This window comes from Francisella sp. XLW-1 (genome assembly GCF_008711455.1).
GTDB lineage: Bacteria > Pseudomonadota > Gammaproteobacteria > Francisellales > Francisellaceae > Francisella > Francisella salimarina.
Window position 1 is genome coordinate 67,716 of record NZ_VXKP01000001.1, and the last position, 17,540, is coordinate 85,255.

The window sequence follows — 17,540 nt, forward strand, 5'->3', positions numbered from 1 at the left end:
TTGATGATTATTCTATAAAATATTTTCACAAAGCATAAACTTTTTATTGTAAAAAATATCAGTTGCATGTTTATATCTTCTTAGTTAGAGTTGTTAATTATAGTTTTATTAGAAAGGAAGAGTTATGAAAAAGTTTTTACTCGGTCTTGCAGTTGTATTGTTATTTAATTCGATATACGCAAAAAACTTAGAGCTTATGCAACAAAATATCCAAAACGCAAATCAGAATACTAACCAAAATAATAATGAAAATAAGCAACAAGTATCCAAGCAATCACAACAGCTTTTTAATGCATATAAAGACCAAAATTAATAAATATTATATTCAGAAAAGTTAAAGAAGTCTTTATTGCCTTGAGTTTTATTTGTAAGTAATGATTTGTATTGTCTTTGAACAAGAGGTGTTGTGCTAGAAGTTACATCACCGCGATTCATTAAGGTACAGCTGCTTAAGAACACAATTATAAGAGTAGTGATAAGTGTTTTTTTCATGATATATCTATACCTAAATATCTATAGCTAAATGATAACTATTTAAAAGTTATTATTCAAAAAATTTTTGAATGCAACTGGTGGAGGCGGCGGGACTTGAACCCGCGTCCACAAACTCTCCATCTTTGGATCTACATGCTTAGGCTAATCTATTTGAGTTTAGCTTAGCTATTCCCCAACTAGCCAGGGTAATAGTTAGCGAGTCTGTTAAATACAGCCTTAACTCCCAGACAAAAAGCAAAGACCGTCTTATGCGGAATATGAACGGATGTAAAGATAGTGTCATAAGAAAGACTATCATATCCGTGCGTCTCTAGGTTATTAAGCTAGACTAGGCAGCTTTAGCAACAGCAACAAAGTTGCTGTCGTTAGCCGCTACGCGGTTTGCTTTTTTGTTGCCAGTTATTATTGGCATTTGTACTGTTATTAACGAGGTTACGGTACTTCCTCGACATGCACCTTAGATTTTGACATTCATGTCGAAACCATATTCGCCCCCATTTGGGTGGATACAATTTATACTTTATTATGATAAATGTCAAATGTTAAGTATGACTCTAAAATAAAACATAGATAGCTGACGATAGTGCAACAATACCAACAAAAAGTATGAAACCATCAGCTAGTAGATTTTTATATTGCTTTAAATATTTGATTTTATAGATACTATAGATAGGCATAATAAATAGTATTACAGCCAAAACAAGACCACCAATACTAGATATCATATCTAATATATTTGGATTTAAGTAAGCAACTAACCAACATGATAAAAATACCACTGATAAGGTAATGGGTTTTATAGCTTTTTGACTAATTGAGTTTTTTGAAATTTTGCAAACTATACCATCTATACCTTCTTTTGATCCTAAGTAATGTCCAAAAAAAGATTTACTCATAGCAACTAGAGCAACCAGAGGAGCAATATAGTCCAAAGAATAATTATCAAAATGACTTGCTAGATAAGATAATATAGAAACATTCTCTTCTTTGGCAGCCATTAAATCATCTGGAGACAGAGTTAGCATTGAGCTAAATACAAATATGACTACTGTAACAATCATTAATATATTACTAAAAGCAATAATTCTCGATGCTTTTTCATCAGCATTTTGCTTATATTTACTTTTCGTATAAACAGCTAAAGATGAAATAATTGGTGAGTGGTTAAATGAAAATATAAGTATTGGCATAATTATCCAAATAGCTAATAAAACACCAGAAAAAGTATGATTATATTCAAAGCTATTATGTAGTATATTTATGTCCCAGTATGGAATCATCCATAGTGAAAGCACTAATAATGCTATGATGAATGGGAAAACCAAAAAGCTCATCACGCGAATAATTAGTTTCTGACCAAAATTGATGATAAATACTAATAAGAGTATGGTAAAGAAGCTCAAAAGAAATCTATTATGTATCTCATAGTGAAGCTGATATTTGAAAAAACTAGCTAGAGTATTTGTAATACCAACACTATAAACCAACAGTATCGGTAATATTGCAAATAAATACAGAATATTAAAAATAATACCACCGAATTTACCAAAGTAGTCATCTGCTACGGCAGTAATATCAGAGTCAGTATTTGGGTTAGATATCACAAACCTACACAATGCACGATGAGACAAAAACACCATTGGAAAGATAAAAACTAATACTACAAGTATTGGTATAATTCCTGAAATTCCAGTTTGAATTGGTAAAAAAAGTATGCCAGCCCCAATAGCTGTACCAAAGAGGCTAAGAGACCACATAAAGTCTTCATTTCTTTTCATAGTAAATATATATCTAGTTAAAAATAAAAGTACTTACAGAAAGCTAATAATCAGCAATCTATAAGCCAGGTTCAAAATTAGTTAATAAAATTTAATGTAAAAAGAAGAGATTGTCAAAAAAACAAAGCTATAAATATCTAATTAAATTTAGTTTTGTGATTTTAGAAGTAATGATAGCAGAGACATTCTAATAGGAACACTATATTTGATTTGATCAAAATATTTTGCACACTCAAGCTCATCTATAGATCTATCCATCTCATCAACTCTTGGTAGAGGATGAAGGATTATGAAGTTGCTAGTAGCGGAAATATGTTTTCTATCTAAGTAGCATAAATCTTTATTCTCTAAATAACTCTCTTCATTTGGAAATCTCTCTCTTTGAACACGAGTTACATATAGTACATCTAAATCTTTCAGAGCTTCAGCGCTTACCTCTTCTAGTTCACTAAAAGAATTACCATTTTTCTCAACAAAATCTCTAAGTTTCTCAGGGATTTGCAGTTCTTTTGAAGATATAAATTTAAATGTAGCATTATATTTAGCTAAGATATTAGTTAATGAATGAACTGTACGACCATATTTCAGATCTCCTAAGAAACCAATTTTTAGGTTATCAAGAGAGCCTTTCTCGGAATAGATAGTATATAAATCAACTAATGACTGGGTAGGGTGCTCATTTTCACCGTCACCAGCATTTATCACAGGTGAGTAAACATATTTTGAGAACTCTTCAACACTGTGAGGCTTAGGATGACGCATAACTATGATGTCAGCATATTGATCCATCATTCTACCTGTGTCATCAAGGGTTTCGCCTTTTTGAGTAGAGCTAGAAGCACCGTTTTCTAGTGATATAACCTTACCACCAAGTCTATTCATGGCAGATTCAAAAGAGAATCTTGTTCTAGTACTTGGTTCAAAGAAAAGAGACGCTAGTATTTTGCCTTCTAAATCTTTGATGGGTTCTGAATTAGCTAGTTTATTTTTATAAATATCAGCTTGATGAAATAGTTTATATAAGTCATCTCTGGTAATTTGATTGCCTCGTAGAAGCTTTTGAAATGATAGCATTTTAATACCTTTTGTATAGTTAAATTACTATAGTACACCAGTACTTTTAAGTTTTCTTATGACATTATGAACACCATCAAAGTCAGTATAAATATCTGCATCATTATAAGTATTCTCACCACCAACAAAAACAGATATGTGGGCATTATCTAGCATCATAAAATCATTATGATCATTACCAAAACAGATAGATTCTTGCATGTTGATATTACACTCTTTAAGTGCAACATATTTATTATTATGGTTGGGTGTTATATCAAAAAAGTTATCTTTTGAGTGTTTATTTAAATTAAACTTTTCATCAAAGGAAGCAAAAATATCAGCTACTTCAAACTCTTTTGTATTATCTAATATGAGTAGTTTAGTTATTCCTTTTTCTATTAAATCGTTCTCTAGATACTCATAATTACTTAATGATTTAATATAATCGTGGAATGGATGTGTGACTTCAGATAGAGAATAATACCAGTCACCATCTAGTACATAGGGGATATTTCCCTTTTTAAGAAAGTTTACCACATCTTTTATTATGTTAGTTTTAAAGTGATGGGTTTTTCCAAAATCATTATTTTTATAATGAATACCACCATTACATCCTATTAGTAAAGATGAGTGAAATTCTTTATTAAGGATTGGTAACATGTCTCTTATTGGTCGAGCAGAAGCAAAAATAACATTGTGTTTGTTATATAGAGATTTTATTTCTTCTTGTATATTTTCTGCTATATGCTTTCCATTATTACAAATTGTTCCATCAATATCGAAAATTAAATTCATTCAAAAAAAATCCATTAAGTATATTAATCAATTATTACCTAAATGATAGGTATTCTAATAAGCCAAAATTTAACTATTAATCCACTCTTTAACAGTTTTAACATCAAAATCATTATTGATTTTGCGCATATCTTTAGCTGCAATAACAAAAGCCTCAAAAGCACCTGCCGTCGTCACATATGGTACTCTACTCATAATAGCAGCTCTTCTAAGAGCTAAGCTGATATTTAACTCTTGTCTAATTGATGTATTAACAAGTAGATCAACCTCGCCGGCTTCGATAGCATTAACTGTACTATGAACCTGGCTGTTACCAATATTGTCCGAAGCTTTATCAAATAGCTTACAAGCAATACCATGTTCTCTTAAGAAGCTTTCTGTACCCTTAGTAGCAAATATATTAAAACCTAGTTCTATCAGCTCTTTAACAGGCTCTATTATCTTAGGCTTATCAGCATTACTTACAGATATTAAAATATTTCCTTTTAGAGGTAGTTTATTAAAAGACATCTCTTGAGCCTTATAAAAAGCTACGCCAAAAGATCTATCCATACCCATTGCTTCACCTGTAGATTTCATCTCAGGGCCTAAATAGCAGTCTACATCAGCAAATCTTCCAAATGGGAATACCGCTTCTTTGACAGAGAAATGTCTAGGTATAGGGTTATTTAAGATAAACTCTGATAGCTTTTTACCAAGCATAAGTTTAGTAGCAATATTTGCGATACTATTACCAGTAGCTTTTGCTACAAATGGTACAGTTCTCGATGCTCTTGGATTTACCTCGATTACATATAATTGATCCTTTTGATATGCAAATTGGATATTCATTAGACCAATAACATTTAACTCTCTAGCTAGTCTGATAGTTGCTTGTTTAACCTCTTCGATTTGCTCATCAGATAGCGAACGAGTTGGTATAGAGCAAGCCGAGTCACCAGAGTGAATACCCGCTTCCTCGATATGTTCCATAATACCTGCGACAAATACACGATCACCACCATCAGCTAGAGCATCAACGTCTAGTTCTATCGCATCTTCTAGGAATTTATCAATTAGAATAGGACCTTCCAGAATACATTTAGCATTTGTTTCAATATATGTATCTAATTCTTCTTTTGAGTGAACTATTTCCATAGCTCTGCCACCTAGCACATTAGATGGCCTTACAACAACAGGATAGCCGACATTAACAATCTTTTTCTTAAGTTCATTAATGGTATATGCGATAGTGTTTAATGGTTGTTTTAAACCAACCTTATCTAATAGTTCTTTGAATCTCTCTCTATCTTCTGCTAGATCAATCTTATCAGGATCTGTACCTAGTATAGGAATATTATTCTCATGCAGGGCAGATACAAGTTTCAAAGGTGTCTGACCACCAAACTGTACAATTACTCCTAGTACTTCACCTTTACGCATTTCATTTTTGATAATATCAAGAACATTCTCAGCGCAAAGAGGTTCAAAGTATAATTTATCAGAAGTGTCGTAATCCGTAGAAACTGTCTCAGGGTTACAGTTAATCATGATAGTTTCGATACCTTCCTCTTTGAGAGATTTAGCAGCGTGAACACAAGCATAATCAAACTCAATACCTTGACCAATTCGGTTAGGCCCACCACCTAAAATTATAACTTTTTTCTTATCAGATATTTCTGACTCACAGTCACGTACGATTTCTTCATAGCTATAGTGCTCATAAGTCGAGTATAGATAAGATGATTTAGACTCAAATTCAGCAGCACAAGTATCTACTCTCTTAAAAGTAGGGTAGATCTCTTTACCGAAACGGAAGTTTCTAATATATCTTTCAGTTCTACCAACAATCTCAGCAATTTTTGCATCAGAAAATCCTAGATTCTTATAAACAGAGAACTCTTCTTTGCTATTTGGCAAACCTGTTTTTTTAAGCTTTTCTTCAGCATCTACAATAATTGCAATTTGTTCAATAAACCAAGGATCTATTTTACAAGCATTATGAATATCTTCTTCAGATATACCAAATCTGAGCGCTTGAGCTACTCTTAGAATTCTCATAGGAGATAACTCTTCTAATGATTTTAGAATAGCTACTTTATTTTCTTCTGTTGAGTTTGACTCACTAACACCTGGTATTTCAACTTGATCTAGACCCTTTAAATCTGTCTCAAGTGATACTAGAGCTTTTTGTAAACTTTCTGTAAAAGATCTACCAATCGCCATAGCTTCGCCAACTGATTTCATTTGTGAAGATAAGTTTGACGGTGTAGTAGGGAATTTCTCAAATGTAAATCTAGGAATTTTAGTAACTATATAATCAATAGTTGGTTCAAATGATGCTGGAGTAACTTTTGTTATGTCATTATCAATCTCATCAAGAGTATAGCCAACAGCTAGTCTAGCAGCAACTTTTGCAATAGGGTAGCCAGTAGCTTTTGATGCTAGTGCAGATGAGCGAGATACTCTTGGATTCATCTCGATCACTACAAGCTTTCCAGTCTCTGGGTTTACTGCAAACTGTACATTTGATCCACCAGTCTCTACACCTATCTCTCTAAGTACAGCAATCGAAGCATCACGCATGATTTGGTATTCTTTATCTGTTAGAGTTAGTGCTGGAGCTACTGTGATACTATCACCTGTATGGATACCCATTGGGTCGATATTCTCAATTGAGCATATAATAATAGAGTTATCAGCCTTATCACGGATAACCTCCATTTCATACTCTTTCCAGCCTAGGATAGACTCATCAATTAACACTTCATTTGTTGGTGATAGGCTTAGACCATTTTTGACAATTGATTCAAACTCTTCTTTTGTATAAGCGATACCACCACCACTTCCACCAAGTGTAAATGATGGTCTAACAATAGCTGGCAAACCAATATCTTCTAGTGCTTTGCGAGCTTCCTCCATAGATTGCACTACGACATTTCTTGGCACATCAAGACCAATTTTTGCCATGGCTTTGTTAAAACGCTCTCTATTCTCTGCTTTGTCGATAGAGTCAGCTTTTGCTCCTAGCATTTCAACGCTATACTTCTCTAGTATACCAGCAGCATCTAGCTCTAACGCACAGTTAAGAGCAGTTTGACCACCTACTGTAGGTAAGATTGCATCTGGTTTTTCTCTAGCAATAATTTTGCCAACACTCTCAACTGTAATTGGCTCAATGAAGATCTTATCTGCTGTTGTGGGGTCTGTCATGATAGTTGCAGGGTTTGAGTTTACCAGATAGACTGTGTAGCCATCTTCTTTCAAAACCTTACATGCTTGAGTTCCTGAGTAGTCAAACTCACATGCTTGACCGATAACAATTGGACCCGCACCTAAAACTAAAATACTTTTTATATCTGTTCTTTTTGGCATTTTATTAATTCCCTTTCTTACTTTCTGCTATCATCTCAGCAAATTCATTAAATAAATACTTACAGTCATGTGGGCCAGGCGAGCTCTCTGGGTGATATTGTACTGCAAAAGCTGGTTTATCTTTGAATCTCAAGCCTTCAACAGTGCCATCAAAAAGTGAGCTCATATGAATCTCGATATTATCTGGAACTACATCATCACATACTACAAAACCATGGTTTTGGCTGGTAATGAGAACTTTTTTAGTATCAGCATCTAGTACAGGTTGGTTTACACCACGATGACCTTGGTGCATTTTTTTAGTTTTTAAGCCAGCTGCTAGCGCTAATAGCTGGTTACCTAGACAGATACCAAATATTGGCATTTTGATTTCTAGAAGTTTTTTGATGACTGGCATAGTGTAGTCTGAAGTAGCGAATGGATCTCCAGGACCATTTGATAAGAATACTCCATCAGGGTTATGCTTCATAATATCTTCATAAGTACTATCAGCTGGTACTACAGTTACTTTAAACCCTGCATCTACAAGATTTCTTAAGATGTTATATTTAACACCATAGTCGATGACTACAACATTATACTTGTATTCTTGTTGGTGGCGATATGATTGTTGTCCCAGTTCAAAGGTATGCTCATCCCACTCATATTCTCTATTAGTAGTTACACTTATTGCTAAATCTCTACCACTTAGGTTAGATTTATTTTTGATACGTGATCTTACATAGTTAGCATCTAGAAACTCACCAGGTTTTACAGACAGTATAGCAACCCTTACGGCACCTTCTTTGCGAATCTTACGCACAATTGCACGAGTGTCCACACCACATATACCAACGATATTTCTATTTTTTAACCATGTATCAATATGTTTTTTTGATCTGAAATTTGATGGGCTAGTTAGGTTTTCTCTAACAATTAGACCTTTGGCAAATACACCAAGTGATTCATTATCTTCGTTATTGATACCTACATTACCAATATGTGGAAATGTAAATGTGATAATTTGACCAGCATAAGAAGGATCTGTTAATGTTTCTTGGTAACCAGTCATTGAAGTGTTGAAACAAATTTCGCCGTCTGTCCAACCACGAACTCCTATTGATCTACCAAGATAGTATGTACCATCTGGGAAAACCAATATAGCATTAGTCATATCGTTAGCTAATATCATAATAAAACAACCTTTTTGTGATAAATTGAATTGGAAGAAAAAAAGAGTTTGAAAGTTTTTTCTGTCATTACTTTTTACAAAGTTAATAGGCAAATTGAAAGTATTGTAGGCATTCGAGACCTATATGTAAAGACTGTTTTCTTAAGTTTTGACTAAAGTTGATTTTGGTCTAGTTTTAAAGCTATTTTTATACTACAATTAACTTTTATCTCTTCAAAAAAAATCCATTTTTTTCTACAAAAATTAATATTTAATCTTTTATGATTTATCTATGATGATATTGGTTTTAGATAAGGTATTAAATATAAGTAGAGATAAGTTTTTGGTGTATAGTATGCTGATTATGCTAATTGCATAACGGGAGGTGGAAAAGAGTTAGAACTTGTACCACCTACTTGATATAAACTAAATCCAAAATTTAGAGTTGCTAAACTAATTGTGATTACTAATATTGCTTTTTTCATTTTGATTACCTTTTTTATTATGTTCTGTATCGAGATGTGAGTATTATTGCAGAGATTGCTTATAAATAAAAATATGTTATTTTTATTTTGTATATAAATTTTATTGATATTTGGTAGGGATTAGTGAGCATAGTAATAATATAAGGTTATAAAATCATAGTTTTCATTTTTTAAAATGATAATATATGTGAATTATTTAGTAATATTGCTAAACCAAGTTATGAAAAAAATTATTGCGACATTCACATTACTATTTTTGTTGATACCGCTAGGATACTCTGAAGGTAAGCTAGTTTTTGTATCTATGATTACACGCCATGGTGATAGAGCACCATTTGCAAATATCAAAAATGCTGACTATGACTGGGGAACAGAATTATCTGAGCTTACTCCTATAGGTATGCATCAAGAATTTATACTAGGAAGTAAATTAAGACAAAGATATATCAAAAACTTTAAGTTACTTTCATGTAAATATAAGAATCAGAGTATTTTTGTACTATCTAGTCATACTAATCGTACTGTAGAGAGTGCACAGAGTTTATTAATGGGGCTATATCCAGCAGGTACGGGACCTGTTTTGGCTAATGGACAGCGCGCCATTAATGGAGGCTTTCAACCAATTCCTATTATGACTCTGTCAGCAGATTCTAAGCTTATACAATTTCCTTATGAGCAGTATTTGGCTGTGTTGAGAGAGTATGTCTATAACTCTAAAATATGGCAAGATAAGACTAAAGAAGCAGAGCCTAACTTTGCAAAATGGCAGCAAATATTAGGTAATAAAATATCAGGGTTAAATGATGTGATCACTGTAGGCGATGTTTTGATAGTTGCTAAGGCACATGGTAAGCCTCTACCAAAAGGGCTATCTCAAGAAGATGCTGATCAGATAATAGCTCTTACAGATTGGGGCTTAGCACAACAATTCAAATCACAAAAAGTTGCCTATATTATGGGTGGCGAACTTACTAATAGAATAATACAAGATTTAAATAATGCTGCTGAAGGTAAATCCAAATATAAAATGACTTATTACTCAGGTCATGATTTGACTATTTTGGAAGTAATGGGGACATTAGGAGTACCTCTAGCTGAAGCACCAGGCTATGCAAGTAATATGCAATTTGAGCTTTTCAAAGATAGCGATACTTATAAGGTTAAGCTTAGGTATGATGGGAAGTATGTCAAATTACCAATTATGGATGATGATGACAGCTGTACACTAGATGCTCTAAATAAATATATGCAGGGTATTAATAAAAAATTTCAAAAATAAGTTCTAATTATTTTCTTAGATAAGCGGTGTAATATTGCTCAGTCATTCCCTCAGCCTTTCGGTAGTCTGGAATATTTTCTCTTTGCTTACTATCAATTAGTTCAAACTCAATATTTGGAGAGAAGTTCTTTATCAGCTCAGCTTGGGTAACACTATATGGAGGAGTCTGAGATTTTTTGTCATGCTCCATAACGAGTAGTAGTATTTGAGTATTATCAGAGCATACTTGTAGCATCATCTTTGCATACCTAGCTCTTATATCTTCTGGCAAAGCAATATAAGCTCCTCTATCATACCAAATATCAAAAGCAGGTAGGTTTTTGGCTATTTTAGGTAAGTTAAAGATATCTGTTACATATATCTCGATGTCATCGCCTTTATAGAGTCTATAGTTATTGCCATCTACAACCTTATATTTGATATTATTTAGGCTAAAAAATGATAAAACAGCTTTTTCTGATAATTCGATACCAACTACCTTAACGCCGTTAGATAAAAAGTACAGCATATCTATACTACTTCCACACATTGGCACTAAACATACTGAAGAGCTGTTTATATTTAATTTAGAAAAATGCTTAACTAGAAATTCATTTGGCGACTCTTGACAGAAATCGACATCATTGTTTTGCCATCTATCTAACCAGTATTGGTTATGGTTTATCTCGACTTTGCTCATATTATCTTTAATTGGTAATTTATTTAATCTATTAAGAAATATTAACATGAGTGATTAGATAAATATTACTTTTAAATATGGCGATTTATATAATGGTTCTTTATAATTTCGATAGATTATAAAGGAGGAAAAAATGCAAAATCAAAGTTTACTTATCAAAAATGCTACAGTTGTAAATGAAGGCAAAACATTTAAATCTGATGTTTTGGTTGAAAATGGCAAGATTGCACAGGTTGCTGCAAATATAGACAAACCCGCAGATAAAGTTATAGATGCTACAGGCCTACATCTACTACCAGGTATGATAGATGATCAGGTGCATTTCAGAGAGCCTGGTCTTATGCATAAGGGTGAAATCGAGACAGAATCAAAAGCCGCTGTAATGGGTGGTATTACTTCATATATGGAGATGCCAAATGTAAACCCAGCGACTACAGTTGTAGAGCGTTTAGCTGAGAAAAAAGAACGCGCTGCTGCTAGATCTCATGCTAACTATGCTTTTTATCTTGGAGCGACAAATGATAATGTTGAAGAGCTAAAGCGCCTGAAACCAAATGATGCTTGTGCTATCAAAATCTTTATGGGAGCATCGACTGGTAATATGCTAGTGAACAATCCTGAGACTTTAGAAGGTTTCTTTAGAGATAGTCCACTTCTTATCGTAACTCATTGCGAAGATACTCCTATGATTACAGAGCTTGAGAATAAAGCTCGTGAGAAATATGGTGAAAATGTACCTTTTGATTTACATCCAGAGATTCGCTCGCGTGAAGCTTGTTTTAAATCATCAGAGCTTGCAGTAGGTCTTGCTAAGAAGTACAACTCAAGGTTACATGTACTTCATCTGACTACGGCAGAAGAGATGGTACATTTTGATAATTCTATTCCATTGGAAGAGAAGCGAATTACAGCTGAGGTGTGTGCTCATCATTTATTCTTCTCGCGTAAAGACTATGCAGAGAAAGGTGCTCTAATCAAATGTAACCCAGCTATCAAAGAAGAATCTGATCGCTTGAAGTTACTAGAATGTGTTGCAAATGACACAATTGATGTAATTGCGACAGATCATGCCCCACATACTTGGGAAGAGAAGCAAGGAACTTACTTTAAAGCTCCAGCAGGCTTACCGTTAGTTGAAGAAGCTCTTATATCTGTATTAGAGCATTATCACAATGGTTTCTTAACTCTAGAGCAAGTTGTTCAAAAAACTGCTCACGCTCCAGCTATAGTATATAAGGTAAAAGATCGTGGCTTCATCCGCGAAGGTTATGCTGCTGATTTAGTACTTGTGAATTTAGATGAGCCTCATACTCGTACGGATGAACTTAGTCACTATAAGTGTGGTTGGACTCCATTTGCGGGACGCACTTTCAAATCAAAAGTTCAAACAACTATTGTCAATGGTGTAGTTAAGTATCACAAAGGTAAAGTAGTAAGCGATCAAAGAGGGCAATGCTTAGAGTTTAATCATGAGTTTTAAGTAATAGTTTCGCTACTTACTTCGTAAGTTATAGCGACATACTTTTTTCATGGCAGAAAAAGTATGCAAAACTGCCTAGCACTACGCTATCGTAGTCAAAACCAAATGGAAAATAAAAAACTCACTTCGTTCATACAGTTTTATTTTCTTATCATTTGCTTTTGAAACTACTAACCGCTAATGTGCTGATTCCCCTTCAAATATTGAAGGGGTGGCTTGCGAAGCAAGATGGGGTAGTTTTTAGTCATCCTATGGCTTGACCATAGGATCCATAGAGGGTTTAAACTAAAGATAAGAAATAGATTCTACGATCGAGTCTTAGAATGACAAAGCGAGTTATTTTATATACTCATCAAACCAAGAAATTTGCTTAGCTAGTATTTTCTTTAAAGGTAACACTCATAGTTTATTAGGCTTATTAGTTTTTATACAGTATATGAGACTCTTCAACTGGATTTACAGAGTCAATTTTAAATCATTTAACAGTGTGTCAAGAGCAGTTAAAACTGCTACTAATATCTAACTTATCTACTCATATTTGTGGTCATAATACTTACTTCCTAAAGCTTTACCCAAATACTTGTCAACCTGTAATGCTTCTGGAGTAGAATCTGTAGGTCTACGAGGATTGACTCGGTCGTTAATCCAAGTATTATTGTTCCAATATTTCGTAGTTGCAATACACTCTTTAACAAAACCTTTTATCAAGTATCGGTCTTGAATTTGCATGCAACCAGTTATAAAAAGATCAACATATGACTGAATGATCGGAAACTCTGTAGTAGGTTTTTGAATATCTTTAGGCTGTTTTGCATATATCCAATAATCACCCTTCTGAAGGTTTTTCAGACCTAAAGATTTAATATCACTAGAAGGAATCTTATACCTACAGTAAAAATTTTCTCTCTCATCTGCCTGTTTTACACCCTTATAATCTACAGGGTAATACACAGCATTTAGATGTTCACCAGGTTTAGGAACTACTAATAAGCCTGTGGTACGATAGCTTCCACCAGCTCTTAATCCCCAAACTCTCTCAAAATTTTTAACCTCCACAGGGTATACATTTTTTGCCTGGGGATTTGTTCTCATTCTTGAACTATCATTCATTAAACTACCGTAACCAACAATAAAATTTAGTTGAGAACTATCTATTTGTGGATGGCACTGATCTGCAAAAACAGAACCCCAAAATGTGACCGAAGTGATTAAAAAAACTAACCTTTTCATCTTATAACCCTTAATTTCCTTCCTACTTTATACTGTATAAAATAAAAATATCAAATTTATACATCAACACTTATATTTAACTCTTAATTAGTTGCAAGTTTGTTATAGAGCTGAATTATTTAATAAATTCATCAAACCAAGCAATTTGCTTAGCTAGTATTTTCTTTAAAGGCTCACCTTCATAACATTCATAGTGACTAATACCTTCTAGAATCATTAGCTCTTTTGGCTCATTAGCTTTTTCATATAATATATGTGACTCTTCAACTGGGTTTACAGAGTCAGTATCAGAAGCAACTATTAGTACAGGGATTTTTAAATCACCAATATAGTTCTCAGGTTTATGCGATATAGTTTCATTAACTGTAAGAAATGGAATCTTAATATCAAAAGCATCATACTCTTTACTATATCTTTCATAAAAGCCTTTAGACTGCTCATCTGTTAGCACCTTATGTAAAGGTACCATCATCTCTTTACCAGTTTTTTCTTTTTTAGCTAACATTTTTTCAATCATGCCAAGGAATTTCTCTTTTTCTTCATCTGACATGTCGCCTGTGATTACTCTCTCACCATTAGCAAAAGTTAGCTGAACAGATAGACATTTGATGAGATCATTTTGTGCAGCTGCTGTGATAGCGTTAGCACCACCATAAGAAGTACCCCAAAGTCCAATTTTATTGGAGTCAACAAAATCTAAACCAGCAACATAATCAATCGCAGAATGAATATCTTCAATTTGTAGTTTTGGTACTAGTCGACCTCTTTCGCCTTCGCTCTCGCCAAAGCCTCTATAGTCAAAGTTAAGTACAACATACCCAGCCTTTGCAAAAGCTTCTGCATATGCCGGTAACAATACCTCTTTAAACCCAGCAAAACCATGACATAAAATTATCGCGGGATATTTATTGTTTTGATCAAAGTTTTCAGGTTTATATAGCTGTGCTGATATATTACACCCATGAGATGTGAAGTTTACTTTTTCCATATTTCTTCTAGTTGTTAGTTTATATACTTGTGTAACTTTATTTTAGCAGAAATTAAGAGTGGTAACTTGTAGAAGAGATTTTTATATACAAACTTATTATGACAAAAGAGTATACTAGGTGTAAGTAAATCTTATTATTGACATTGAACATGGATAAACAGCAAATAATTACTGCTACACAAAATTGGGTCAAGACATTTGTTGTCGAAATGAATCTTTGTCCATTCGCTAAACGTGAAGTTGTTAAAAATAGAGTTCGCTATTTTGTCTCACAAGCAACAAATACAGAGCAATTATTAGCAGAAGTACAAGCAGAACTTAAGCTATTAGAGAGTGACACGAATATTGAGACAACTCTAGTTATTCATCCGTATATTTTACAAGACTTCTACGACTACAATGACTTTCTGTATGATACAGATAATCTTTTGATTGATCTGTCATTAGAAGGAGTTTATCAGATAGCAAGTTTTCATCCTGATTATCAGTTTGATGGTGTAGACTTAGATGATGTTGAGAACTATACAAACCGTTCGCCTTATCCGATGTTGCATTTGATTCGTGAAGAGTCTCTTGAGAGAGCAATAGCAAACTATCCAAACCCTGATGATATTCCTCAAAGAAATATTGACTTAATGAATAAGCTTGGAATAGATAAAGTTAAAGCTTTGTTGAAATCATGTTTTGATATCTGAGGCGAAAAGTCTGCTGGCTAATTAACTTATAGTTACTGATTTTTATACCAATATTTGTCTAATAATATAATCGCCCAGTGACTCAGATATTATGTTAAGAACTCTTTCTCCAACTTCAATCAACAATAGTATAAATAGTGCGATAAAGATTCCTAAAGCTCTATATGCACCATCAGAGAAACTAAAAAACTCAAGTTTTGTTGGGAAACAGACTATCATAAATGCTCTATTTGCTTGCTCATAAGCATATCCATACAATGGATGTTGTAATGCAAAGTACGTAAAGATTGTTGAGAAAAGTATAAATAATGGAAATATAACAATTGGTAAATAGCTTGATATTACAATACAAGCAATACCGCATGATACTCCTAGTAAACACCCAAAGAATCTTCGATGAAATACAAGGACAGTTTTATTTATCTCAACTCCGGATATAATTACGATAGTTATAATCATATTGATTGAGCCACCAGGGACATTTACAAACATCCAAAATAGTACAGCCAAACTCATTGCAATAAATATTCTAGTGGTATTTAATAGAGCGTCTTGATCTGATAATGGGGTTGCTGGTGAGAAGCTTTTTCCTTTTTTAATGGGTAATATAAGTACAAATATTAAGGCGCATAAAACACCAAGAATATTGGTGAGTATTCTATACTCTGTCAAATAAAAAGCATTGGTAGGCTCTACGATACAACCAGCCCCGATAAAAGATATATGTAAACCAATGAACAGTAGAAAATAGCCCTCTTGAGGATAGATTTTTGAAAAAAATAAGAATATAGCTCCTACTATAAAAATAATAAGTATGCCTACAAATGAAAATTCAACAAAAAGTATACTTAAGTATAAACCTATAATAGAGCCAATAATTGTAGCAACAACTCTTCTCCACGACTTATAGATAGTAAGAGAGGATCCTGTTGAGAATATTACGATGGCAGCTGTAGCAGCCCAAAAAGGATAATCAAAATTTAGAGCATCATTAATGATAATTGCTACTACACCACATATAGAAATTACTATAGATATTAGCAGTATTTCTAGAGATTCTTCTTTTTTGATATCATAGAATTTAGAACCATACATGGACATCTCCACCAAGTCTAAACTCTTTTGTATCTTTAGATAAAACTTCTATGAGTACAGGAAATCTATAATCTAATCTAACCCAGTCTATATTTCTTTCAATATGGTAGAGAGCTGAGAAGTTGTCATATTCCGGTCTTGTGATTCCTTTTTCGATATCAACTATTCTACCTGTATATTTCTTAAACCCTGTTAGGCTTGTAGTCATACTGACAGTCTGGCCAACAGATAAGTATCTAATATTACTTTCTTTGACATTTGCCACAACATACCATTTATGAGTATCAACGATAGAAAATAAGTCTTCTCCTTTATTAATGAAATCGCCTTTTTGTAATATAAAGTTTGAAATATATCCATTTGTTGTAGCTTTGATAGAACATCTACTCAAAGAGTACTTTTTTTGATCAATCTTTGATTGAGTTATTTTTTCATCAGATAGAAGATCATTTTGTCTGATTTTTAGGTTATCTACATTCTGACACGCTTTGACAAATTGAGACTCACTAGATATTAAGTTCTTTTCAGCTAAGTCTTTTTGCTGATCAGATACGGCACCATCTCTTATTAGACGCTTATATCTCTCAAAATTTCTTTTCTCAACAACTAGGCTTTCTCTGGCTAAATCTCTTTGCTTTTCAGCAAGTTTTATTTTTATAACAACATCTTTAAGTTCTAGAGTTATTTTCTTTTCTTGTGATTGTAGTATATTGAGCTCTTTTGTTATGTATCTACAGTCTAGCTCAAATAATGTATCACCTTTATTTACATATGATCCTTTTTTGATGTATATCTTCTGAACCTGTCCATTTTCTACACTATTTACTCTGGTAAAATTAGCATATAAATAAGCATCTCTCTCGAAGCTAGCATCAAAGTATAAAAAAATACATATAAGAAAAATAATAATAAATAATATTATTACAGCAGCCATTAGTTTAGATATTTTCATCGTAAAACTCTTTTACTTAATTTTGATTG

15 protein-coding genes, 1 other RNA gene and 1 pseudogene are annotated in these 17,540 nt (G+C 33.2%); 4 read left to right on the top strand and 13 right to left on the bottom strand.

The genetic code is table 11. The annotated features are described in order from the left end of the window. Positions 1-124: 124 nt before the first annotated feature. On the top strand, positions 125-313 hold the full coding sequence (locus tag F3D59_RS00345; RefSeq protein WP_149368987.1) for a hypothetical protein: 189 nt from the start codon (positions 125-127) through the stop codon (positions 311-313). On the opposite strand, the gene F3D59_RS00350 is transcribed toward F3D59_RS00345, so the two are convergent. The 8 genes from F3D59_RS00350 to F3D59_RS10155 all read right to left on the bottom strand — a co-directional run bounded on the left by F3D59_RS00350 (position 310) and on the right by F3D59_RS10155 (position 9,113). Then, entirely contained in the window at positions 310-492 is a 183-nt protein-coding gene (locus F3D59_RS00350; RefSeq protein ID WP_146421553.1) for a hypothetical protein, read from the bottom strand. The genes F3D59_RS00345 and F3D59_RS00350 overlap by 4 nt on opposite strands. Positions 493-570: 78 nt before the next feature. Beyond that, positions 571-991: a transfer-messenger RNA gene (ssrA, locus tag F3D59_RS00355) on the bottom strand. A gap of 58 nt (positions 992-1,049) precedes the next feature. Then, entirely contained in the window at positions 1,050-2,273 is a 1,224-nt protein-coding gene (locus tag F3D59_RS00360) for an aromatic amino acid transport family protein (RefSeq protein WP_150463364.1), read from the bottom strand. A gap of 147 nt (positions 2,274-2,420) precedes the next feature. Beyond that, on the bottom strand, positions 2,421-3,347 hold the full coding sequence (gene pyrB / locus F3D59_RS00365) for an aspartate carbamoyltransferase (protein WP_150463365.1): 927 nt from the start codon (positions 3,345-3,347) through the stop codon (positions 2,421-2,423). 27 nt (positions 3,348-3,374) lie between these two features. Next, the gene (locus F3D59_RS00370) at positions 3,375-4,124 is read right to left on the bottom strand and encodes an HAD hydrolase family protein (protein ID WP_150463366.1); all 750 of its coding nucleotides are present in this window, start codon (positions 4,122-4,124) and stop codon (positions 3,375-3,377) included. A 69-nt stretch (positions 4,125-4,193) separates the two neighbouring features. After that, complete coding sequence (carB, locus tag F3D59_RS00375) at positions 4,194-7,478, bottom strand: carbamoyl-phosphate synthase large subunit (protein ID WP_150463367.1); 3,285 nt, start codon at positions 7,476-7,478, stop codon at positions 4,194-4,196. 4 nt (positions 7,479-7,482) lie between these two features. Further along, entirely contained in the window at positions 7,483-8,649 is a 1,167-nt protein-coding gene (carA, locus tag F3D59_RS00380) for a glutamine-hydrolyzing carbamoyl-phosphate synthase small subunit (protein WP_146421557.1), read from the bottom strand. A gap of 341 nt (positions 8,650-8,990) precedes the next feature. Beyond that, the gene (locus tag F3D59_RS10155) at positions 8,991-9,113 is read right to left on the bottom strand and encodes a hypothetical protein (protein WP_013921814.1); all 123 of its coding nucleotides are present in this window, start codon (positions 9,111-9,113) and stop codon (positions 8,991-8,993) included. A gap of 220 nt (positions 9,114-9,333) precedes the next feature. On the opposite strand from F3D59_RS10155, the gene F3D59_RS00385 reads away from it, so the two are divergent. Continuing rightward, complete coding sequence (locus tag F3D59_RS00385) at positions 9,334-10,392, top strand: histidine phosphatase family protein (protein WP_191092403.1); 1,059 nt, start codon at positions 9,334-9,336, stop codon at positions 10,390-10,392. 7 nt (positions 10,393-10,399) lie between these two features. Here F3D59_RS00385 and F3D59_RS00390 read toward each other — a convergent pair whose 3' ends face one another. Continuing rightward, positions 10,400-11,071 (bottom strand): thiopurine S-methyltransferase, encoded by a 672-nt coding sequence (locus F3D59_RS00390; protein WP_150463369.1) that lies wholly within the window; start codon positions 11,069-11,071, stop codon positions 10,400-10,402. A gap of 133 nt (positions 11,072-11,204) precedes the next feature. Between F3D59_RS00390 and F3D59_RS00395 the strand changes: the two genes are divergently transcribed. Then, positions 11,205-12,551, top strand: coding sequence for a dihydroorotase (locus F3D59_RS00395; RefSeq protein ID WP_150463370.1), 1,347 nt, complete (start codon positions 11,205-11,207; stop codon positions 12,549-12,551). Between the two features lie 528 nt (positions 12,552-13,079). On the opposite strand, the gene F3D59_RS00400 is transcribed toward F3D59_RS00395, so the two are convergent. Together F3D59_RS00400 and uilS are read right to left on the bottom strand one after the other, a co-directional pair. Next, the gene (locus F3D59_RS00400) at positions 13,080-13,781 is read right to left on the bottom strand and encodes a gamma-glutamylcyclotransferase family protein (protein WP_150463371.1); all 702 of its coding nucleotides are present in this window, start codon (positions 13,779-13,781) and stop codon (positions 13,080-13,082) included. Positions 13,782-13,896: 115 nt separating this feature from the next. Next, positions 13,897-14,772 (bottom strand): annotated as a pseudogene (uilS, locus tag F3D59_RS00405) (UilS family quorum-quenching N-acyl-homoserine lactonase); the annotation flags it as partial. A 146-nt stretch (positions 14,773-14,918) separates the two neighbouring features. Between uilS and F3D59_RS00410 the strand changes: the two are divergent. After that, complete coding sequence (locus F3D59_RS00410; RefSeq protein WP_150463373.1) at positions 14,919-15,464, top strand: DUF1415 domain-containing protein; 546 nt, start codon at positions 14,919-14,921, stop codon at positions 15,462-15,464. 42 nt (positions 15,465-15,506) lie between these two features. Here the strand turns inward: F3D59_RS00410 and F3D59_RS00415 are convergent, their stop codons facing one another. Then, the gene (locus tag F3D59_RS00415) at positions 15,507-16,559 is read right to left on the bottom strand and encodes an FUSC family protein (RefSeq protein ID WP_191092404.1); all 1,053 of its coding nucleotides are present in this window, start codon (positions 16,557-16,559) and stop codon (positions 15,507-15,509) included. Next, the gene (locus F3D59_RS00420; RefSeq protein WP_149368995.1) at positions 16,546-17,511 is read right to left on the bottom strand and encodes an HlyD family secretion protein; all 966 of its coding nucleotides are present in this window, start codon (positions 17,509-17,511) and stop codon (positions 16,546-16,548) included. Before F3D59_RS00420 ends, F3D59_RS00415 begins: the two co-directional genes overlap by 14 nt. Between the last annotated feature and the right edge of the window lie 29 nt (positions 17,512-17,540).